At 29.9% G+C, this 21,569-nt stretch carries 16 protein-coding genes; 6 read left to right on the forward strand and 10 right to left on the reverse strand.

Annotated elements, in window-relative coordinates:
• Positions 1 to 15: 15 nt before the first annotated feature.
• The 6 genes from B5E92_RS03040 to B5E92_RS03065 form a co-directional block, all read right to left on the reverse strand.
• Entirely contained in the window at positions 16 to 1,035 is a 1,020-nt protein-coding gene (locus B5E92_RS03040) for an ABC transporter ATP-binding protein (protein ID WP_087299100.1), read from the reverse strand.
• Positions 1,035 to 1,835, reverse strand: coding sequence for an ABC transporter permease (locus B5E92_RS03045; RefSeq protein ID WP_087299102.1), 801 nt, complete (start codon positions 1,833 to 1,835; stop codon positions 1,035 to 1,037). Before B5E92_RS03045 ends, B5E92_RS03040 begins: the two co-directional genes overlap by 1 nt.
• Entirely contained in the window at positions 1,832 to 2,677 is an 846-nt protein-coding gene (locus B5E92_RS03050) for an ABC transporter permease subunit (protein ID WP_087299104.1), read from the reverse strand. Before B5E92_RS03050 ends, B5E92_RS03045 begins: the two co-directional genes overlap by 4 nt.
• A complete protein-coding gene (locus B5E92_RS03055) occupies positions 2,658 to 3,491 on the reverse strand; it encodes an alkaline phosphatase family protein (protein WP_087299106.1) in 834 nt (277 codons plus the stop codon). Before B5E92_RS03055 ends, B5E92_RS03050 begins: the two co-directional genes overlap by 20 nt.
• Positions 3,481 to 4,581, reverse strand: a complete 1,101-nt coding sequence (locus tag B5E92_RS03060) for an ABC transporter substrate-binding protein (RefSeq protein ID WP_087299108.1) — start codon at positions 4,579 to 4,581, stop codon at positions 3,481 to 3,483. Before B5E92_RS03060 ends, B5E92_RS03055 begins: the two co-directional genes overlap by 11 nt.
• A 219-nt stretch (positions 4,582 to 4,800) precedes the next feature.
• Positions 4,801 to 5,631: an MATE family efflux transporter gene (locus B5E92_RS03065; RefSeq protein WP_087299110.1), complete on the reverse strand. Its 831-nt coding sequence runs from the start codon at positions 5,629 to 5,631 to the stop codon at positions 4,801 to 4,803.
• A gap of 556 nt (positions 5,632 to 6,187) precedes the next feature.
• Here B5E92_RS03065 and B5E92_RS03070 point away from each other — a divergent pair.
• From B5E92_RS03070 to B5E92_RS03085, 4 genes are read left to right on the forward strand one after another with little or no spacing between them, the layout of a single operon-like run.
• Entirely contained in the window at positions 6,188 to 6,865 is a 678-nt protein-coding gene (locus B5E92_RS03070; protein WP_087299112.1) for a DUF969 domain-containing protein, read from the forward strand.
• A complete protein-coding gene (locus B5E92_RS03075; protein ID WP_087299114.1) occupies positions 6,865 to 7,884 on the forward strand; it encodes a DUF979 domain-containing protein in 1,020 nt (339 codons plus the stop codon). The genes B5E92_RS03070 and B5E92_RS03075 overlap by 1 nt, the downstream gene beginning before the upstream one ends.
• Before the next feature lie 12 nt (positions 7,885 to 7,896).
• On the forward strand, positions 7,897 to 8,538 hold the full coding sequence (gene pcp / locus B5E92_RS03080; RefSeq protein WP_087299116.1) for a pyroglutamyl-peptidase I: 642 nt from the start codon (positions 7,897 to 7,899) through the stop codon (positions 8,536 to 8,538).
• Positions 8,538 to 8,960 carry a gamma-glutamylcyclotransferase gene (locus tag B5E92_RS03085; RefSeq protein ID WP_087299118.1) on the forward strand — a complete coding sequence of 141 codons (423 nt, stop codon included), beginning with the start codon at positions 8,538 to 8,540 and terminating at the stop codon, positions 8,958 to 8,960. Before pcp ends, B5E92_RS03085 begins: the two co-directional genes overlap by 1 nt.
• A gap of 112 nt (positions 8,961 to 9,072) precedes the next feature.
• Here the strand turns inward: B5E92_RS03085 and B5E92_RS03090 are convergent, their stop codons facing one another.
• The 4 genes from B5E92_RS03090 to B5E92_RS03105 all read right to left on the reverse strand — a co-directional run bounded on the left by B5E92_RS03090 (position 9,073) and on the right by B5E92_RS03105 (position 20,337).
• Positions 9,073 to 12,306, reverse strand: coding sequence for a carboxypeptidase regulatory-like domain-containing protein (locus tag B5E92_RS03090; RefSeq protein WP_087299120.1), 3,234 nt, complete (start codon positions 12,304 to 12,306; stop codon positions 9,073 to 9,075).
• Positions 12,307 to 12,448: 142 nt separating this feature from the next.
• Positions 12,449 to 18,679 (reverse strand): beta-N-acetylglucosaminidase domain-containing protein, encoded by a 6,231-nt coding sequence (locus tag B5E92_RS03095; RefSeq protein ID WP_087299122.1) that lies wholly within the window; start codon positions 18,677 to 18,679, stop codon positions 12,449 to 12,451.
• Between the two features lie 241 nt (positions 18,680 to 18,920).
• Entirely contained in the window at positions 18,921 to 19,265 is a 345-nt protein-coding gene (locus B5E92_RS03100; RefSeq protein WP_158095182.1) for a helix-turn-helix domain-containing protein, read from the reverse strand.
• A gap of 172 nt (positions 19,266 to 19,437) precedes the next feature.
• Positions 19,438 to 20,337 (reverse strand): LysR family transcriptional regulator, encoded by a 900-nt coding sequence (locus tag B5E92_RS03105; RefSeq protein ID WP_087299126.1) that lies wholly within the window; start codon positions 20,335 to 20,337, stop codon positions 19,438 to 19,440.
• 101 nt (positions 20,338 to 20,438) lie between these two features.
• Here B5E92_RS03105 and B5E92_RS03110 point away from each other — a divergent pair, with 101 nt between their 5' ends.
• Together B5E92_RS03110 and B5E92_RS03115 are read left to right on the forward strand one after the other, a co-directional pair.
• Positions 20,439 to 21,008: a chromate transporter gene (locus B5E92_RS03110; RefSeq protein WP_087299128.1), complete on the forward strand. Its 570-nt coding sequence runs from the start codon at positions 20,439 to 20,441 to the stop codon at positions 21,006 to 21,008.
• Complete coding sequence (locus tag B5E92_RS03115) at positions 21,005 to 21,568, forward strand: chromate transporter (RefSeq protein WP_087299130.1); 564 nt, start codon at positions 21,005 to 21,007, stop codon at positions 21,566 to 21,568. Before B5E92_RS03110 ends, B5E92_RS03115 begins: the two co-directional genes overlap by 4 nt.
• The last annotated feature ends 1 nt before the right edge of the window (position 21,569 follow it).

The raw sequence follows: 21,569 nt of genomic DNA on the forward strand, positions 1-21,569 counted from the left end.
TGTATATATTATCATTTAATCTCTAATTTCTAGAATATTATGTGGTTCAATACCAACATATACTTTTTGACCTTCATCAAACAGTGTATAACTTCTAAAAAGCACTTCTGATTTAAATGATACGTCTTCATGGCGTAAAGTATATCTTAAAACATTTCCCCTTGAAATATAATTATCGACAATTGCTTCAAATACATACATGTTTTTATCTTCAATTGGTTCTGTTTGAATATGAATTGTTTCTGGTCTAATAGCATAGAAATTATTATTGAAATCTTTTGAAGGTAAAAGAGTCTTTAGCTTATCTTTATCTAAAATATTATAATGACCAATAAATTCAGCAGCAAATTTAGATACTGGATGAGTATATAATTGTACTGGATTACCACTTTGTTCAACAACTCCATTATTCATTAAATGAATTTTATCAGACATGATCATTGCTTCATCCTGGTCATGAGTAACGAAAATTGTTGTAATTTTTAATTCTTTTTGAACTCTTTTAATTTTTTCTTGTAGTTCACGTCTTAATTTAGCATCAATAGCACTTAGTGGTTCATCTAATAATAATACTTTTGGTTCCATTACAATAGCTCTAGCAATTGCAACACGTTGTTGTTGTCCCCCTGATAATTGACTAGGATAGCTTTTTTCTTTTCCTACTAAATCAACCATTTCAATAGCATTTTTCACTTTTTCCTGGATTAATTTTTTATCCATTTTTGCTATTTTTAAACCAAAAGCAATATTATCTTCAACATTCATATTTTGAAATAAAGAATATTGTTGGAAAACCATTCCAATTCCTCGCTTTTGTACTGGAACATCAGTAATATCTTCGCCATCTAAAATAATTCTACCAGAACTAATTTGTTCTAACCCAGCTAATGAACGAAGTAATGTTGATTTACCACATCCACTTGGACCTAATAAAGTAACAAGTTCACCTTTTTCGACATCTAAATTAATACTTTTTAGTACTTGATTTTTACCATCATAGCTTTTACAAATTTCTTTAAATTCAATATAAGCCATTATGCTTTCCTCCTTTTTGTGACAGCTTTATTTTGAATAATCAGTGTTAAAGTTGAAATAATCAAAGTTGTAACAAATAAAATAACAATGATTGCGCTTGATAATTGTCCTGATTTAGACATCGTTTGATACAAATAAATACCCGCAGTTCTAAATGCGCTTCCAGCAATCATATTAACAACAACGAAATCAGCAAACAACATTGTAAAAGCTAACATCATTGTAGAAATAATCCCTCTTTTCATTTGAGGAATAACTATTGCAAAGAAGGCATGGATTTTAGAACATCCTAATACTTGGGCTGCTTCAATAACACATCTAACATTCAAAGCACCAATTGTATTTTTTAGACCTCTATATGTATATGGTAAAATAATAATACAATAAGCTCCAACTAATAGAAAAATACGATTTGATAAAAATCCAGGTCTACCAGAATATAACGAAATAACCCCAACAGCTAAAATAACCCCTTGAATTGCATAAGGAATATTACATAAAATTTCTACATATTTTTCTAATTTAGGCATATATAAAGTAATTACATATAAAACTAAAAGTATTGCAATAGTACAAATTAAAACTGGTACAAAAGAGATAACGATCGAACGTAATAATGAATTAATAAATGCTCCATCTGAAAAAATCTCTGAATAAAAGCTTAGTGTAAAACCGGTTGGCAAAATATCCATCCATTCTGTAAAAACAGAATATAAGAAAGTTAATGCTAATGGGATAATTAAAAATGAAGCAATAATTAATAAAATCAAACCATCCCATAAACGTGTTTTTACTATCATTTTGCACCTCCTGATCTTTTCTGTAACTTATTAGTAATAAGAACAGAAATAACCATTAAAGCCATCATCACAAGTGATAAAGCGCACCCAAATTCCTGGTTTTGGACAACTTCACCAACAAATTGTTGTGATATACGAATTGGTAAAAGAGAAATATTATTACTCAATAAGGCATACGCTGTACCATATGCTGCCAATGAATTGGCAAATAATACCGAAAATGTTCCTAAAATACTTGGGAATAAAGAAGGAATTGCTACTTTAAACCAATAATGGAAACTATTTCCTCCTAACAAACCTACTGCTTCTTTCCATTCTTTTTTCAAACCACTAAAAGCTGGAAGCATTAATAGTGTTCCTAAAGGAATCTGGAAATAAATATATGTAAGTAATAAACCATTAATTGTATATAAATCATAGTTTGCTAAAAAATCAATACCATAATTTTTTCCAATTAAAGTTAAAATCCCCACATTACCTAATAAAATCATAAACGCAAATGCCAATGGAACCCCAGCAAAATTACTAGTAATATTTAAGATACTTGTAAAAATATTACGAATTTTTGTACTTGCACTATTAGCTGCTTTTGCCCCTAAAAAAGCAATTATAATTCCACAGACTGCTGAAAAAATTGAAATCCACAAACTGTTATAGATAGACTGTTGATACAAGCGAGTAGAAAAAATTCTAGTGAAATGCTCTAATGTAAAACCGCCACCTCCAGTTTTAGAAAAACTTTCGATTACAATATTAATCAAAGGTAATATTTCAAATAGCAAAACCATGATAAAAAATGGTAATAATGCTAATAAATATACTTTATTTTTGATTTTTTTCATTTTTAAATTCCACCTCCAGTGACTTCATTTTTTCACCTGGCTTAATTCCTAACAAACAACATAATAATGGCGCAAATTCCATAGTTGTTAATTCTTTAGAATGTACCCCTGGAACAACTTCATCAGCGATAATATAAAGAGCAGTTTTTCGTTGCATATCACTGTTTCCACCATGATATCCATTTTCACTCATACCATGATCAGCTCCAACAACCACGTTATAACCTTGATCTAACCACATAGGAATATATGTTGATAATAGTTTATCGTTTTGAATAACAGCGCCTGAATATTCTTTAGAACCAGCGCCAAATTTATGTCCAGCATCATCAATCCCCATTGGATGAACAAAGACAAAATCATAATCTTCTTTTACCATTAAACTTGAAGAAAGTGAATATAAGTGATCATCTGGGAAAGTATCACCATAATAAAAGAACCCTCGATCAATACAAGATAATTCATCTTCATGATAGACATCTTTTTCTTTATCAAAGGGTGCTGATAAATATAATTCACTGATCCAATAATATGCTAAAGCAAGGCTTTTTTTATTGGCCTTTTTTAATAGTTTAAATAAATGTTCTTGATTAGAAAGACGACATATCCCATTATTCGTAATTCCATGTTCAAAAACTGGTACACCAGTAAATATAGTTTCATACATTGGGCGCGAAGAACTAGGTAATTCACCTAGTACTTCATATTTTGCAGCCCTATTTTTTTCACATAAATGTTCTAAATACCCTAAATGTTCTTTTGCATATTCACTTTGTAAACCATCTAATAAAACAAATACTGTCTTATTGCGCATAAGCAACCACTTCTTCCTGCCAAGATGTTGCTAAATCAGAAACTGACTGATCCCATGCTTCCTGGTCTTCGATAAAACGAGCGTTTGTATATTGATCATCTGGTAAAAGATTAGATTTTACATCATCTGGTAATACTACATCATCACGAATTGGACGAGCAAATCCTTTAGCTAAATTGATTTGTCCTTCATCTGATAAGATATATTCTCTTGCTAATGCTGCTGCATATGGTCTTTTTGTATAAGCATTAATAATTGTACAATATCCACTTTGAATAGCTCCGTCAGTTGGTACAGAAACTTCAAAATTAGCATTTGGATTATTTTGCATAATTTGTGAACGATATCCTAAAGAGTTGTAATCCCAAAGAACAGCAACTTCTATTTCACCTTTTTCTAATCGAGCAACGCTTGTATCTCCCATGTCTAAACGTCCCTCTTCTGCTAATGTTTTAAAGAAATCTAATCCTGGCTGGATATCACTTTCACTACCACCAAAAGCGATTGCAGCACTTAACAATCCACTTTGTGCTTGTGTTGCAACAGAAACATCACCGATAGTTAATGTATAGTCCCCTTCTAAAACATCTTGCCAGCTTGTTGGTGCTTTTTCTACAAGATCAGTATTAGTTATAAATGTAATTGTTCCATAGTAACCAATAATCCAGTCACCATCATCATCTTTTGCCCAATCAGGAATAGAATCCCAATAAGATGTTTTATATGGTAATGTTACCCCTTGTTCTTCAGCTACTGGTCCAAATGATTGGCCAACATCACCAATATCTTTTGTTGCATCATTAGCCTCATTTGCAAAAAGAGCTAATTCTTCAGCACTTGACATATCAGTATCTGAATGTTTAATTCCATACTGTTCTTCAATTTCAGTCCAAGTTTCAACCCAGTTAGCCCAAGTATCAGGCATACCTACTGAATTGATTTCTCCATCTTCTTTTGCTTTTTCAGTAATTTCTTCAATTGTCATTGAATTTAAATCTACATCTGTTTGTGTACTTTCTTCAGCACATCCAGTTAAAAAACTAGCAGCCAATAATGCACACATCCCTACCTTTAAAATTTTGTTTTTCATTTTGTTATATTTCCTCCTAGCACTAGAAGTATATCATTTGGAAATTTTGTAAAAATACCGATTTTCTGTAAGAAAATTGTAAAAATTAAAATTAAATTTTCGGCATTATGTTAATACTTTATAAAGATTTTTAAGTTTTTAATTAAGCTATCTTAAATTTATAAAAATGATCTATCCTAATACCATAAAAAAATCCATGAAGCTAATAACCTCATAGATTTACACCTTTATCTGTTTTAAAACTCTTCTATACATAATAATTACCATATTTGATACATTTGCTAATAACGTAGTTAACGCTGAAGCAATTCCAACCGATAAGACCGGTTTTAAATAACTAGTATTAAAATAAGAAATATTTAAAGACATCGTTGTTTGTTTTTTTACACGATAAAATATATAAATAAAAAATAAAGTTGATACTAAATTAGAAGTTGCTGTCGCTATTGCTGCACCTGAAAAACCTAGTCCTAAGCCAAAGATAAATAATGGATCTAAAATAATGTTTAAGATTCCTCCTAGCATCATCCCAATACTAGCAAATTTAGCTTTACCCTCACCCCGTAATAAATGAGCCATTGTCATGCTCAATGTTGTTGGAATACCACCTAAAATTACAGTCCAAAACAAATATGATTGAGCATATTGAATATTATTAGAACTTGCTCCTAATACTTTAAGCAATGGACCTTGAAATAATAATGATAATAATGAAAAAATAAATGTAATAATTATGCCACCATAAATACTTAAAGAAGAAACGTATTTTACTTCATTGTCTCGTTTTTCTCCTAATAACCTTGAAATAAGACTGCTGCCATCAATTCCAAATAAATTTCCTAATGCTGTTAATAAATTAAACCATGGTGAAACTACAGTTACTGCAGCAACCATATATGGATTGTTTAATTGACCAACAAAAAAAGTATCAGCGAGATTATATATAATCGTTACGATCTGACTAATTATTGTCGGTACAGCCAATGTCGCAACTTGTTTTTTTACAGGAACCGTTTCAAACAGTTCTCGTTTTGATAACTCACTATTCATTTCTTTTTTCCCCCCTCTACATCAAAAACAATAATATATCTCACAAATATTTAAGGTTATAAAAACAATTTTTTCATTACATTATCAACACCTTCTTTTTAACATTAAATTATAAAGACCGGTTGTAACAACCGGTCAATAGTATTATTTAAATAACATTTTTTTACATTTTACCCATTATTCATAAATTACTTTTTATTAATCTAATCAATTGAAATATATATTGATGTAATGATTTTAGCAGTTTTAAATGCAATTAAAGAATCTTTAAAATATCAATTTATTGTCAAGAAAGGATTTTTTCCTTTCTTTTCTTAAAAAATCGTTGATTTAATCAGAGGATTTTAAGGTGTATTGAAATATGTTAAAAAAAAGTATATAATTTTGTGTATACAATATCGAATTTGTATACATTATTGCATAATAATATACATATCATGCATCTAATAGATGATTTTTTTCATGATATTTATATGAATGGAAAAAGTATATTTTTTCGTTCATATAAAATATGTATTATAACAATATTGTGTGCAATACTAGAAAGGAGAGTATTATGGAATATTTAACATTAATAGGTATTGTTATAATTGTTGCCGGTTTTGCTCTAAAATTAGACGTACTTGCAACAGTAATTATTTCAGGGATTGTAACAGGCCTAATATCTGGAATGAGCTTTGTTGAAATTTTGGAAATTTTAGGTTCATCTTTTGTTTCTAATCGATTGATGTCAATTTTCTTAATTATTTTCCCTGTTATCGCAATTATTGAAAGATATGGTTTAAAAGAAAGAGCTGCTTATTTAATTGGTAAAATTAAAAATGCATCTGCCGGAAAAGTTCTTGCTATCTATTCCGTTGTTCGTACAATTGCATCTGCTTTAAATATCAGAATTGGTGGTGTAGTTCAATTCGTACGTCCATTAGTTTTACCAATGGCTCAAGCTGCTGGTGAACAAGTTAAAGGTGAAAAATTTGATAATGATGAAGAAGAAAAAATTAAAGGTTTATCAGCTGCTGTAGAAAACTATGGAAACTTCTTTGCTCAAAACTGTTTCCCTGCAGCAAGTGGTGTTGTTTTAATGCAAGGTACAATGGCTACTGCTGGATTTACAGAAGTAACATTAGGAACTATTGCTGCTTCATCAATCTATATTGCAATTATTTCAGTTGTTTTAACATTTATTCAAGTATTTTTATTTGATAGAAAAATTAAAAAAGGAGGTAAAAAATAATGTTAGATTTTTTAAGTGTATATCTTCCTGAATTTTTCTATGTACTTTGTGCATTTGTAAGTTTTGATACTGCATATCGTGCCACAAAAAATGAAGAAGCACGTGTTGGTACAACTTTATTTTGGGCTTTATTAGGTATTACATTCATGTTTGGTAAAATAATTCCAAACGTTGTCACTGGTGCAATTTTAGTTGTTATGGGTTGTCTAACAGCTACTAAACAAGTTCGTATGGGAGCTTTCGTTGAAGCTACTCCTGAATTCCGTCAAGCATCAAGTGAAAAAATCGGAAATAAAATCTTTATTCCTGCTGTTTCTATTGGGGTAATGGCATTAATCTTATCATTAATCCAATATAACGCTGATACAGCAGAAACATTTTTCTTAAAATTAAGTGATTTCTTTACAATTAAATTATTCTCTTTTGGAAGTTCTAGTGGTGCTGTAACTGCTTTAGATGGTGCAGTAATGACTGGACTTGCTTGTGTTGTAGCATTAATTTTAGCAATTGCTATTTGTAAACCAAAATTATCAGAAACTCGTAGTGATACATCTAAATTATTAATGCAAGTTGGAGCTTCATGTTTATTACCTCAATTATTAGGAGCATTAGGAAGTGTATTTAATGCTGCTGGTGTTGGAGATGTCATTTCTAAAATTATTTCTAATGTCGTTCCTTCTGGAAATGTCTTCATTGGTGTTGTTGTTTATGTTTTAGGAATGGTAATCTTTACAATGATTATGGGTAATGCATTTGCTGCCTTTACAGTTATTACTATTGGTATTGGTATTCCTTTTGTTATTAATCAAGGTGGCGACCCTTCTGTAGTTGCAGCATTAGGGATGACAGCTGGTTATTGTGGTACTTTAATGACACCTATGGCCGCCAACTTTAATATCGTCCCATGTGCCGTTTTAGAGACGAGGGATCAAAAATGGGCTGTTATTAAATCACAATTACCAATAGCTTTACTTATGATCGTTATTCATATTATTTTAATGTTAGTTTTAGCGTTTTAGGAGTGATTTTAAATGAAAATATTAGTTACTGGTTTTGATCCATTTGGTGGGGAAAAAATTAACCCTGCTATTGAATCAGTTAAAAAATTACCAGATGAAATTGCTGGTGCCAAAGTTATTAAATTAGAAATTCCTACTGTTTGTCATAAATCTTTAGAAGTAATTGATGAAGCAATCGCTAAATATGACCCTGATGTAATTTTATCAATTGGTCAAGCTGGTGGTCGTCCTGATATTACTGTAGAAAGAATTGGAATTAATATTGATGACTGTCGTATTCCTGATAATGCTGGTCAACAAATTATTGATGAACCAGTTTATCCAGATGGTCCTGCTGCCTATTTTAGCAACTTACCAATTAAAGCAATGGTAGCACGTATTCAATCAAAAAATATCCCTGCTTCTGTTTCAAATACAGCAGGTACATTCGTATGTAACCACGTACTTTATGGAGTAAGACATTTAGTAGAAACTAAATATACTGGTAAAAGAAGTGGATTTATTCATATCCCATTTTTACCACAACAAGTTATCGACAAAAAAGGACAACCTAGTATGAGTTTAGATACTATCGTTGCTGCTTTAACTGCTGCTATTGAAGCAATTGTTGATACTAATGAAGATTTAAAAGTGACAGGTGGGGCAACACATTAATGGTTAAAATATTTGTTTACGGAACTCTTAGAAAAGGTGTTTATAATTATGAACGTTATTTAAAAGGTAAAGATACATATCGTTATAATGGATATATTAAAGGTAGTTTAAAAACAATTAAAGAAAAAATCTATCCAGCATTTTTACCTGAAGGATCTAATTTAGTTATTGGAGAAATTCATGAAGTTGATGAAACAACAGCAAAAACTTTAGATGAATTAGAATGTTATTTTGGAAAAAATAACCCTGATAATGAATATAATAAAGAACTGCTTGATGTTTATAATCAAGATGGTGAAAAAATCGATCAGGCTTATGTTTATGTTTTCAATATGACTAATCCAATTAACAAAACAATAATCGGTGATGAAATTGAATGTCATGATTATGTTGAACATTTAAAAAATATTAAAGCTATCTAATAAGTATCTTAAATGATGCTTTCCATACTAAAAAAGAAGTAAAACTTGTTTACAAGCAATTACTTCTTTTTTTATATCTAATTTTATTACAGATTTTAAATATATTTACTACTTAATTTCCAATTGCACTTGGACTAGATTGATAAGAAAAATTATTTACTAATTCTATTTCCTGGCTATCACTATGATAGTTGAATGCATGCCATAATGTTCCTTGGGTATTCGTTGGAATATAAATTGTTTGTTTATATTCACCTTTTACATAAATGGTCAATGTTGCACCCGAATTAGATAGAATGCTATTATTTGTAGAATTACGATTTGTATAATTATGTAAATAAAAACTATAAACTTCATTATGCGCAGATTTATATAATGTCATTGTTTCTGGTCCATAACTAGAAGTATCATCAACATCCAAATCACAAATCAATTCACCATCTTTAGAATATTGTTTGTTACTATAGTAAACATGGAAACGATCATTATTTCCAACTAAATGTGAATCGATATCACTAGGCACTTGTCCCCATGTTAATACAACTCTTAACTCACTTTCATCACCAGCAATTGCTTTAGGGTTTAAAGTAGCATGTTGTTGTAAATTTCCAGATTTAGTTATAACAATATTCAAATAGCTTGTTACATAATTTTCTTTTGATAATTCTAAAGTATAATTTCCTAAACTCATGTCATCAATTAAATATTCACCAGAAGCATTAGTTGCCAAGGTCTTTAAGATTTCTCCATCTTTATTTCCCCAGTCTTGACGCACTTTGATATTTACATCACTAATTCCTCTCCCTGTTTGCGCGTCACTAACTATTCCACCGGCTTTACCTTTTTCGTTTGTTCCATCACTACCACGGACTTGTAACCTTGTTTGTAATTGTTTAACTTCATTACTAGCAACATCTATTTCTTCTTTACAAGTCATATAACCATCTTTAGAAGTCTCAACTCTAAGTCGTTGATTTCCGGCAACGTATATTGTAAAGTTTCCAAGATCATTTGTTGACGAACTAGTAATCTGTTGTCCATCTGATACCCTGAATACTTTTACATCAGCGCCACTAATTGGTTCATTAGTTTCAGCGTCAACAACCATTCCGTTTATCGTCGCATCACAATAGGTACAGTTTTCTACTAAAGTTCCATTTTCAAAATGTCCATTACATTTTAAAGGACTATTTTTAGAATCCCAAAATGATTTTTCCCAACCTACATCAAGCCAATCACCAATTACACAGTTTTTTAAAGCAGACATATCCATATACGCGTATGCTCCAAGATCAGCACATAGCATACCTGTAGGTCGATAAGCTAAACTTCCTTCACCAGCAGCACCGGTACTAGCACTTAAATCAATAATGTCATAACCTAAAGTTTTTAAAACACCAGCTAATTCTGGTCCAATTTTAACATTACCACCTAACTCTGGTGATACACTACCATTTGCTGAACAAATTAAACGTGGATTGTTATTATAAACTTGTACACCAAATTGTCCATCAACATTGCATACTACCTTAAAATGTCCTTCTAGACTATATTGCATACCAAATTCAAGATAAATACGGCACCCAGGAATTCCAACTACAGGTAGTTTACCTAGATTAATAGTTCCTTTGCATTTTTTACCATTTTTAAAAGCATCTTTTACTTTTTCAAGTGTTTCTTCGTCAATAGCTCCTTCAGAATCGCCTACATAAATTCCTGCTTCAACATCCAATCTAGGATCTAATTTCAACATTATATTTTTAAAATCTAAAGGCGGCCAGGCAAATCTTGCATCGATATCACATTTAGTTGTAATTGTAATATCTGCATTTAAAGATCCTTTTACAGCTATATTATCACCCAAAGAAATCTCAAATGTCATTTTACCAATATCCGGTGTTGTTACAGAACGAGCATTTGTATCAGCTTCAGGAATATCAACAATTACATTTTCTCCTGGAATAAACTTAGAAAAATCAGCTTTTGTAGTTCCTTCAATATTCATATTTTCAATTACTTCATTTAAATCTGCTGGTTCAACACCCAAGACAGTTTTATTATCACGAGTACTTTTATCTGTTACCTTATAACAACCAGTCTCACCAACGACAATAATACTGTCTTTTTGAATATCTTCAGTTTCTACTCCATTGTTAATAATAATTTCATTTTCTAGAATTGTAACTTCATTTTCTTGTAGCGTAATTACACCATCTTTGTAATCAATATTACTTACTGGTTCATTGCTTACATTTTGAGAATCTAAAACATCTTTTACTACTGATAATGACTTATTAACTAATGTCATTGTAGCATTATCATTTGGATAAAAATGATTATCAATTAAACTAATAATTCCTAATTTTACAGCTAAATAAGCTTCCTGTTTATCTTCAATTTCATTTGCATCATCACATGTTAATTCATCTTGAGGGATGAAGCCTAATGCTTTAACAGTCGTAACTGCAACAAATTCTCTACTTGCTAATTGATTAGGATAAAAACTTTCATCATCTAACTCTACAATGCCATAAGCTACAGCATAATTAATACTGTTTTCAACAATTGTTCCTGCTGTATCATTAAAATATGGTTTGTCAATTTCTACTGTTAAATCAGGATAATTCATTGCTGTTACTAGACTATTGATCCATTCACCTCTAGTAATAGTATTATTATCTTCAACAATAGTTTCATATTGATAGGTAATATGTAGACCAAATTCATAATCAGTATTATTTAAAACAATACCATCTGTTAATTTAATTTCTTTACTAACAATTTCATTTGCTTTAACTAGATTAATTGAACTTAAAGCCATCATTGCCACTAGCAATATTGATAACAATGATTTAATTCTTCTTTTTTTAATCGCTTTAAAAATGATTAACGAACTAAAAAGACCACCCAAGACAAATAATCCAATTTTAACATTATCTCCGGTATCAACTTGACTATTTTTATTATTTGGTTGTTCTGTTTTATTATTATCAGGATCATTTTTTTCTAAATCACCATCACCACTAATAATAACATCATCTTTTAAAGTTACCGTTAATTCATATTCCTTTGATTCGTTAACTCCTAATGTAGCAATTGTTATATTACTACTATCATCAATATTAAAATCATCTGGAATTTCATTATTTAATTGTACGTTTGATAAAACAGTACCAGAAACATTAGTCACTTTTATTTTTATTTGTGCTTTTTGTTCAGATACTTTTTCAACGATGTAGTCTACTTTTAAATTTTCATCTTGACTTTCAATTGCCCTTATTGGTGTAATAGAAAACATCAAAGAAAAAATTAAAGTCAGACCTACGATAATCAATCCCTTTTTCATTTACTTTCCCCTTTCTTTGTACTTAATTTAAATTTTAGAAAAAATAAATGAAATAAACTAGATGTTCCTATAGGTGTGTCAAATATTTTTACCAATTAAAAAGGATCGAAAACATCCTTTCGATCCTTTTATTATTTAGTTATTATTTAATAACTTTTCTTCTTTTTACAAAAGTACCCATTAAAACAGCTAATGACATCAATAATAAAGATGGTAAAATTACCGCTGTATCGCCAGTTTTAGCTGATGATGAAGAATTAGTTGTATCTTTATCACCAGTTGCTTGTCCAGGTTGTTCTGGCTGTTGTGAGCCATCATCAGGATTCATTGATTTTAAGACTTTATCTAATGCAGCTTGTAAATCAATTGCATATTTGTCAACTTTTTCTTGATCATTGATTGTTAATGTGTAATCAATACTAGCAATCAAGTCTTTTAATTCTTTTACTGCTGCTTGATCAAATCCAGATAGATCAGCAGGTATTCTATCTAATACTTCTTGAACTTTACTATAATCGGCACCTTTAAATTTAAGAGCTTCTTGAGCTTCTTCAAATATTGTTTTAGCATTTGTGAAATCTTTTAATGATACATCATCACCTAAATTAGCTAAATTATCGTAAGCATCTTTATAAACTTTATAACTATCTTCAGTGTATAAAGCTTCATCTTTTAATTCAATATTGCTTAAATATTGTTCATATTCTTTTTGACCACTTAACTCTAAGCCATTAACAGCATCAATTAATGTTTCTAACATTGTTTCAACATCATCTTGACTACCATCAACTAATAAAAGTTTAGCAGTAGCTAATGTTTCACTTACTTTTTGATAGCTTGCTTTTGTATATAATGTAGCATCAATTTTTTCTACTTCACTAATTCTAGTTTTTAATACTTCAACATTTACTAATGCTGTTTTAGCATCCGTAATTAATTGAATATATTTTGTATACTTACTTTCATCTGTTAAGTTTTTAGCTTCATTAACAATATTCATTAAATCATTATAAGATTTTTCAGTATATTTGTTTTTATCAACTGCTTCAGCATCCTTAATAACTTCATCTAATGTTGCTTTAGAAGCTTTCAAGTTCGATTTTGCTTCACGAATAGCTTGAATTTGTTCTACTATTTCTTCAGTTGTAGCAGTTTCAATGATTTCTTTTGCTTTTTCAACAGCTTTTTGATAAGCTGCAAATGATTCTTGTTCATATAAATCACCATCATATGTTGCAAATTCATCAATCAATACTTGTAATGTTGCTTTTGCTGAAGCTTGCAGTTTAGCTTTAGCGTCATTATAAGCATTTATTAAACTTTCAAAAGTTTCTGGTGAAACTCTTTCTTCTTGACTTGAAGCAGCTTTATCTTTATCAATAGCTTCTTTTAAATCAGCTTTTGCTTGATTATAAGCTTCAAGACTTTCTGGTGAATAAACATCATCAATAAGTACTAATTCTTCTTCTACAAGTAATTGTGCTTGTTCTCTAAAGGCTGTACTATAAACTAATTCTGATTGAGCTTTTTCAATTGCAGCTACTAATTGTTCACCATCTTCTTTACTTAAAAGATCAGGATTTTCTAATGCAGCTTGTGCAGATAAAATTGCTGAATTATAAGCATTATAAGAAACCGTTGTATAATATCCTTTATCATTAGAAATAGCATTATTTACTAAATCACTTAATTTGGAATCAGTATATTTTTCTTCACCATTATTAATTGCAGTTTTTAATACCCCTAATGCTGTTTCAACTGTAAATTTTGAAGCATATTCATTTTCATATATTTCTTTTGCAGCATTATATGCATTTTGATAATTTTGTAATGAATCTAATGTCCAATTAGATGTATCAATATTTTCATCTAATAAAGCTTTTAAATCAGCTTTAGCATCAGTAGCATCTTCGGCAGTTTTATACATAGCAATTTCTAAAATTTCAGGTATTGAATCTTGCCATGATACTTGGATATCTTTAAACATTACTCCTTCAGGTATTACAAATTCACTAATTGTCTGATTCAAAGAACCTAAATTAATTTCTTTTACAGTTCCTTCACTATATACATGAACAATAACTTGGGCATTGCTAATTGTTCCACTTTGAACAATACGAACAGTTCTTAAATCAACCGGTTGAGAAACATAATAAGTAAATGAGCTATTTGCTGCAGTTGATTTGTATGAAGTAGAATAATCTTTATCAATCATATTTGAAGGAATCTTACCTGGTTCTTCAATTGCTTCACTAATAATATCTCTATTTGATTCAGGAGAAATATAAGCACCACCATTGATTTGGATTTCATTAAATCCAACCCAACGATGTGAATAAGTAGATGTTGGTGTAACTCTTATATAACGTCCATCAACATTCAAATCAGTTGCCTGGGCATACATATAACCTGGATTTTGGCTATCATGATATAATGTTATATCTTGCATATCTTTAGCTACAGTATCATCCCAGACATTTTCGACTGGTTTACCAACATGTAAAACTTTTGTCCATGTCTTATTATCAACAGATACTTCAAAATCAGCATCACGAATATAATTTAATTGACTTTCAGTAATATAATATCTAATTGATTCAAAATGAATTGTTTGTCCTAAATCAAAAGTAATATGTTTTCCTTGTTCTTGAGGACCATTGATCATTCCAATTGTACTTAAATCACCATCAAAGACATTATTTACAGTTCCGGCAGTACGCATATCGTTTGAAGTTTGCTGATTAGCAAAATCACTTGTAACAGTTTTTTCACCAATATAATCAAATACTACTTCGAATTTACTTAAATCTAATACTGCTTTTTGATCATTTGGATTAACAATTCTAACATAACGTCCATCACTAGCAGTATCAAAATTACTCCATTCAATGCCATTTTTAGATACTTCTAAACGACAACTTTCTGGAAGCGTTAAAGCTTCAATACTAGTAATATGTTTGATATTCTTTAAATCAATTCCAATATATTGATCTTTTGCAAGTGTTACATTTCCTGGTGTTAACCAAGCGGTATTACCTTCTAAATTAGATAAAATTGATGTATTATCAAGATTTGTATATAAGTAATCTTTGCTACCTGATTGACTAACTTCTTCAACTGTAAATTCACTGAATTTACCCCAAGAACCTTGATTAGCAAGATTTCTAATTCGAATATAACGAGCTTTTAAACCGTCTAATTTAATATCGATAGTATCTTTGCCACTGGCATTACCCTTATAGTTATCATAGCCATCAATAGCGGTCCATGTATTATTATCTAATGAAGTTTCAATTGCATAATTAACAAGTTTATCACCATTGTCATTACCAACAACTATATGAACACTCTTTAATGTAGCAACCTTGCCAAAATCATATCCCAAATAATCACCAGCTAAAAAGTCATCGCCAGTTGAATTTCCATCACCATCAGGATCATACCAGACATAAGTATTATCATTACCATCATATAATCTACTTTCTGGTCCCTGATATACTTTCCAGCGTTGTGTTTTAATTACATTGTATTCTAAAGGTGTAGTTCCACTATCATCTTGAACATCTACTCTAAATTCACCTACACGCCACCAGATACCAGCAAACGCATCATTATGAATTCTTAAAGCAGTAGTTTCAATATTTTGATCTGATAAGTCAAATACTTGTTCTTGCTGGTTAGTAACATCACCAATAGTAATCCAGTTACCTTCATCATCTAAGTATTGTAATGAACCATCACTAATTACATCACCACTAGCACTACCACCTTGAGCAAAATGAACAGAACTAATTTTTTGTTTTGAGTTAAATGTATAAGCTAGATATGATCCAGCTGGTAATTTATCTTTATCACTACCAGAAGCAACTGATAACCAAACCTCATTATCTGAACTATTACCGTTTTGTCCATCAGATAAAACATCAAAAGCAGTACCATTCATTCGATCACGATTTGTAGAATATTCACCAGTTACTTCTTCAGCATCACTTTTTTGATTAATTTGGATTTCATGAACATTCAAGTATGCATCTAACTCATTATCAGCAGTTGCAATTAATCTAATTCCCATTGCTTCAAAATTTTCAGGTAAGTTTTCTTTTTTGGCATTCACTTCTAAATACTGATTTCTAACACCGGTAAACTGATTATCCATATCAACTAGCTCAAGATCTTGCCATTGTTTACCATCAGTTGTGTATTGTAATTTTGAAGCTTCAAAATGGTTTTTACCATTTCCTAATAAAAATCTAATATTTTCAATTTTAATATTTTTATTGTATTTTACCCCTACATAATCACCTTTATAGATCCATACCGGATTGCGATAGCTAACCATTGTTCCATCATCGCCGTCAAATACATTTTCGCTGCTACCTACTGGACTGTCACTACGATTAGTAATAAATGTAGTTACTACTTTATCAGGATCCATTGCAGTTTGAGCATATTGTGATACATAAGTAGCTAATGTGTTGATAAATGGCACAATATGTTGAACCCCTACTTCTGCATATTCAATGTGATCTACATAATTAAATCCATGTGTTTTAGAACGATCAAATGCCGTTTTACCAGCACTTTCATATTGTAAAATACCATTAGTATCATTATTTAAAACAGCTTTAACTCCATTTAAATAAGCGATAGCTGCTTCAGTTGTATCATCCCAGCAATCTAACCAGTAAACAATTTGATTTGCAATATCACTGTTACCAGCTTGTAAACGATAAGTTTTAGCTGCTGATTGTAGAATTTCAAATTCATCGATCATACTATCAATATCAGCTTCACTTAAAGTACCATTTTCTAATTTACTTTTAAAACTATTTAGCTTTTCCTTTAATACTACAGATTCCTCTAATGCTGTAACACGACTATCCATCGCCTGATTGATCATATGTTTTGATAGCTCTTTTAAAGCATTAGAAGCATCAGTTTCAATTGCGGAATTATGATCAACATATTTAAATGAATCTTCCCAGGTAGCATTAGCTTCCTCTTTTGAATCCCAAATATTCCATGAATAGCAGGCATTACCAAAAATCGCTACTTTACTAGGCTCAGATTGTTGCATTGGATTTAAGACAATACCTTGGATATTTTGGGGATCAACACCTGGTTGTAAAAATGTTTCATAACCACCCATGATTAAATGTTTTTTAGAGTTATCAGTACATGGCCAGTTAATCCACATATATGGACCACGTCCAACATTATTAGTAAATGTTGATGTGAAATTATTAGAAACTTCACCCCATACTCTTCCACCAGTCATAACAATTTGAACATTATCAGGAAAATCACGATAATAATCTTGACCTGTACCACCATATTCTACTGGACAAAATGGTAATGTTAATTTTAAATCTGGATATTCAACCTGCATTTCTTTTAACCAGGCTGTCATATCTTCCAATAATCTTTTATAGTTATTACCACCTAAATCTCCAGTATTATTATAGTTAGCAGCATCATCAGCTAGGATAGCTATTTGTCTAACTCCAGCTTTGATTACTTGCTCGAATTTAGCTTGTAATATTGCTAAATCATTACTATATTGGCTTTGTGTAAAACTAATTGGGCTATTCATAAATGGATGTAATGCAAAAACAAACCGACATTTTGACTTATTACCAGCTTCAGCCAACGGTTTTATTTTATTTTCAATTTCTTCATCGCTATAAAGTTCGCGCCATTTTGAATTATGCTTTGGATCATCTTTTGGAGCATAGAAATAAGAATTTAATTTATAATAACCACCCCAAGTCATTAAATTAATACGATCTTGTGTTGACCATGGATTACCATAATATCCTTCGATAAAACCACGGCTAGCAACATTGGCATAATCTTCAATAGTGAAATTTTTGATAGTTCGACTATCTAGTTGTCCCACTACCATATATAATGTAGTCAAACCATAAAAAGCAGCATCACCATCTTTTCCTAAAACAACAATTGTCCCATCATTAACTTGTAAATAATACGCATCAAGATTATCAAATAAACCATTAGAATATTGACAATTTTCTTGAACATATTTATCTACATAACCATTGGAACCATGAATACCAACTAAGATATTAGTTGTCTTAGCTTTAATTTCATTAGAAGTTGTAATTGATAAGTTTTTTAAATCAGTTACTTCTTGTAAACGATTTTTAGTATCTTGATCAATACCATCTTCATATACAACATTAACATTATCTCTTAAGATAAAATCACCAGTGCCATATGTTATACTTTGCGGATTAGGATATATTTCATAACCATCATCAGTTGCTTTAACAACATTAGCATTAGTAAATGTACATAAAATCATCGCTAGACAAACTACAATAACTGATATTTTTTTAATTCGTCCCTTCATTCGTTTCCTCCTTTTCTTAAAATTTTACATCATATAATATTAGCCCTAAAAAAACATTAACCTTTAATTCATCAAAAGTCAATGTTTTTACTAAAATATCAGTTGTTTTTTACTTCTTTATTTAGTTTAAAACAATAATTTAGTTACTAAAGTTTTACTCACAAAAAAAAGTATTTTAGAATCACCTAAAATACTTTTATAAATCATTAAAATAAATTTTCTTCAATTAGCTTACTAAAAACTAATGATTAGCAGCTATAAACTCACTAAGCATAAAATCAATTGTTTTCAAAGCAATCTGTTTTTGATTATCTTGACACATAGATAACTGAACTGCCATCTTTTGTAATTCGATTTTATAATTATCATTTAAATCAGCATAAATTATATTATCTAACGAAATATTCAACTCTTTAACGATTGCTAGTACAACCTCAAAAGAAGCATTGATCTTACCACTTTCAATATTAGCAATATGCCGTCTAGAAATTCCTGTTTTATCTGCTAAATCCTGTTGGGTTAGATTACGTTCTTTTCTTTCCTTTCTAATTGTTTTTCCTAATACTTCGGTTATTTTCTTTGCCATATAAATCACCTCAACCATTTTTATTTACCAATTAATCACAAATAAACGAATTATTTTTCATTATAAACAATTAATCTACTTTATAATAGCACAATGTTTTGAATTTGTTATTATTTTGTGATTATTTATTTAAAAATCACCGATTTATAACCACAATGAAAAAGATTTAAAACTACTGTTTTAAATCTTGATGATACTTGCCAAATTCTATACAAATATTTATAAAATCATTAATTATCGTTGAAACGTTTTTACGATAATGATAAATAACATGATACTGTCGTTTTATTTGTAAATCTGGAACAATAACTTCTTTAATACTACCTTGTTTTAAAGCTGATTTTACTAACATATATGGCAAACAAGCAATTCCCAAGCCATATTCAACATTTTTTATAATAGCTTGACTACTAATACTTTCCATCGCAAAGTTAATTGGAATCTGCTTAGTTTGAAAAACACTTTTTAATAATGTATTAACAGAACTACCTTTTTCTCTTGTAAAGAAAGGATATTTAACCAAAGTAGATAAATCAATATTATTCTTATTTAATAATTGATGGTCTTTACTAGCTATTACTGTTAGATAATCAGTCATAAATGGAATTTTAATAACATTATTACTTTCAGGCTGTGATTCGATAATTGCAATATCTAATTTATTTTCTAAAATCTGTTTTTCTAAAACTTTAGTATTATTAACATAAGTTATTATTTTCAATTCTGGATAATGGTCTTGTAAAGATTTTATGACATTGGGTAAAACATAGTGACTATTAGTAATACTGCTACCAATTTTAATAACTCCATTTTCTTTGCAATTTTCCATTTCTTTTTCCATTTGTTCAAATAAATCAACAATACTAATGGCATATTCATACAATCGATCAGCATGAAAAGTTGGATATATTTTTCGATTCATCCGATCAAATAAAGTGATTTGATAATGATTTTCAATTTCCTTAATTACTAGACTAACTGCTGGTTGTGCTAGATGTAATTGATTAGCTGCTTTAGTAATACTTTTTTGTTCATATACTTTAATGAATATCATCAAATGTCTTAACGTCATAGTTACACCTCTATACATAATTATTTTATTATCTATATTATATAATAATATTATTTTACTTATATATCAATTAACTATATAATATTTTCGGAGGTAATAATATGTCTAATAACACAGCTAAAAAATTAAGTACATTATTTTTTTCAACGCTCTATCTTAGTGCTTTTACATTTGGCGGGGGCTATGTAATTGTAACTTTGATGCAAAAAAAGTTTGTTAAAGAATATCATTGGATTGATGAAGATGAAATGCTGGATCTAATCGCAATTGCTCAATCAGCACCTGGAGCAATTGCTGTAAATGGAGCAATTGTTGTTGGGTATAAAATTGCTAAAATTCCTGGCGTAATTATTAGCGTTATTGCAACTATCATCCCACCATTTTTAATAATCTCAATTATTTCCTTGTTTTATAATGCTTTTAAAGAAAATCAAGTAGTTGCATTAATGCTTGAAGGGATGCAAGCTGGGGTTGGTGCAGTTATATGTGCCGTAGTAATCGAAATGGCTACAGGTATTTTAAAAGAGAAAAATCCTTTATATGCAATAATAATGGTTATTGCATTCATTGCAAATTACTTTTTTAATGTCAGTGTTATTCTTATTATTATTTGCTGTATCCTTTTTGGTCTTTTCTATACTCTTTATAAAGAAAGAAGGTTACCACAATGATTTTATGGCAATTATTTTTAAGCTTTATTCAAATCGGGGCCTTTAGCTTTGGGGGCGGTTATGCTACAATGCCTTTGATTCAAAACCAGGTAATTGATTTATATCATTGGTTAAGTTTTAGCGAATTTACAGATTTAATAACAATTTCCCAAATGACTCCTGGACCAATCGCAATAAATTCAGCTACTTTTGTTGGCATCAAAATTGCAGGAATTCCTGGTGCTATAGTAGCTACTGTTGGCTGCATTTTACCATCATGTATTTTAGTTACAGTTATTGCTTATTTTTATTTAAAATATCGTCATTTACAGTTATTACAAAATATTTTAAAGTATTTACGTCCTGCAGTTGTATCTTTGATCGCTACTGCTGGAATTTCTATTTTAATTTCAGCTTTTTTCAATAATAATGATCTTAGTCAAATTAAAATACAAATGATTATTATTTTTGGTATTTGTATATATTTACTATTAGTAAAAAAAGCTAATCCAATCTATGTAATGGTTTTAGCAGGAATTTTAAATGTTAGTCAGTTTTATTTATTAAGCTATATTCTTTAAA

It is taken from the genome of Erysipelatoclostridium sp. An15, assembly GCF_002160675.1.
Taxonomy (GTDB): domain Bacteria; phylum Bacillota_I; class Bacilli_A; order Erysipelotrichales; family Coprobacillaceae; genus Thomasclavelia; species Thomasclavelia merdavium.

Bases quoted from the DNA above. Each gene is read 5' to 3' on its own strand.
- B5E92_RS03115 (WP_087299130.1), top strand. From the start codon at position 21,005: ATGATTTTATGGCAATTATTTTTAAGCTTTATTCAAATCGGGGCCTTT.
- B5E92_RS03055 (WP_087299106.1), bottom strand. From the start codon at position 3,491: ATGCGCAATAAGACAGTATTTGTTTTATTAGATGGTTTACAAAGTGAA.
- B5E92_RS03110 (WP_087299128.1), top strand. From the start codon at position 20,439: ATGTCTAATAACACAGCTAAAAAATTAAGTACATTATTTTTTTCAACG.
- B5E92_RS03040 (WP_087299100.1), bottom strand. From the start codon at position 1,035: ATGGCTTATATTGAATTTAAAGAAATTTGTAAAAGCTATGATGGTAAA.
- B5E92_RS03060 (WP_087299108.1), bottom strand. From the start codon at position 4,581: ATGAAAAACAAAATTTTAAAGGTAGGGATGTGTGCATTATTGGCTGCT.
- B5E92_RS03045 (WP_087299102.1), bottom strand. From the start codon at position 1,835: ATGATAGTAAAAACACGTTTATGGGATGGTTTGATTTTATTAATTATT.
- B5E92_RS03050 (WP_087299104.1), bottom strand. From the start codon at position 2,677: ATGAAAAAAATCAAAAATAAAGTATATTTATTAGCATTATTACCATTT.
- B5E92_RS03085 (WP_087299118.1), top strand. From the start codon at position 8,538: ATGGTTAAAATATTTGTTTACGGAACTCTTAGAAAAGGTGTTTATAAT.
- B5E92_RS03090 (WP_087299120.1), bottom strand. From the start codon at position 12,306: ATGAAAAAGGGATTGATTATCGTAGGTCTGACTTTAATTTTTTCTTTG.
- B5E92_RS03100 (WP_158095182.1), bottom strand. From the start codon at position 19,265: ATGGCAAAGAAAATAACCGAAGTATTAGGAAAAACAATTAGAAAGGAA.
- B5E92_RS03070 (WP_087299112.1), top strand. From the start codon at position 6,188: ATGGAATATTTAACATTAATAGGTATTGTTATAATTGTTGCCGGTTTT.
- B5E92_RS03095 (WP_087299122.1), bottom strand. From the start codon at position 18,679: ATGAAGGGACGAATTAAAAAAATATCAGTTATTGTAGTTTGTCTAGCG.
- B5E92_RS03065 (WP_087299110.1), bottom strand. From the start codon at position 5,631: ATGAATAGTGAGTTATCAAAACGAGAACTGTTTGAAACGGTTCCTGTA.
- B5E92_RS03105 (WP_087299126.1), bottom strand. From the start codon at position 20,337: ATGACGTTAAGACATTTGATGATATTCATTAAAGTATATGAACAAAAA.
- pcp (WP_087299116.1), top strand. From the start codon at position 7,897: ATGAAAATATTAGTTACTGGTTTTGATCCATTTGGTGGGGAAAAAATT.
- B5E92_RS03075 (WP_087299114.1), top strand. From the start codon at position 6,865: ATGTTAGATTTTTTAAGTGTATATCTTCCTGAATTTTTCTATGTACTT.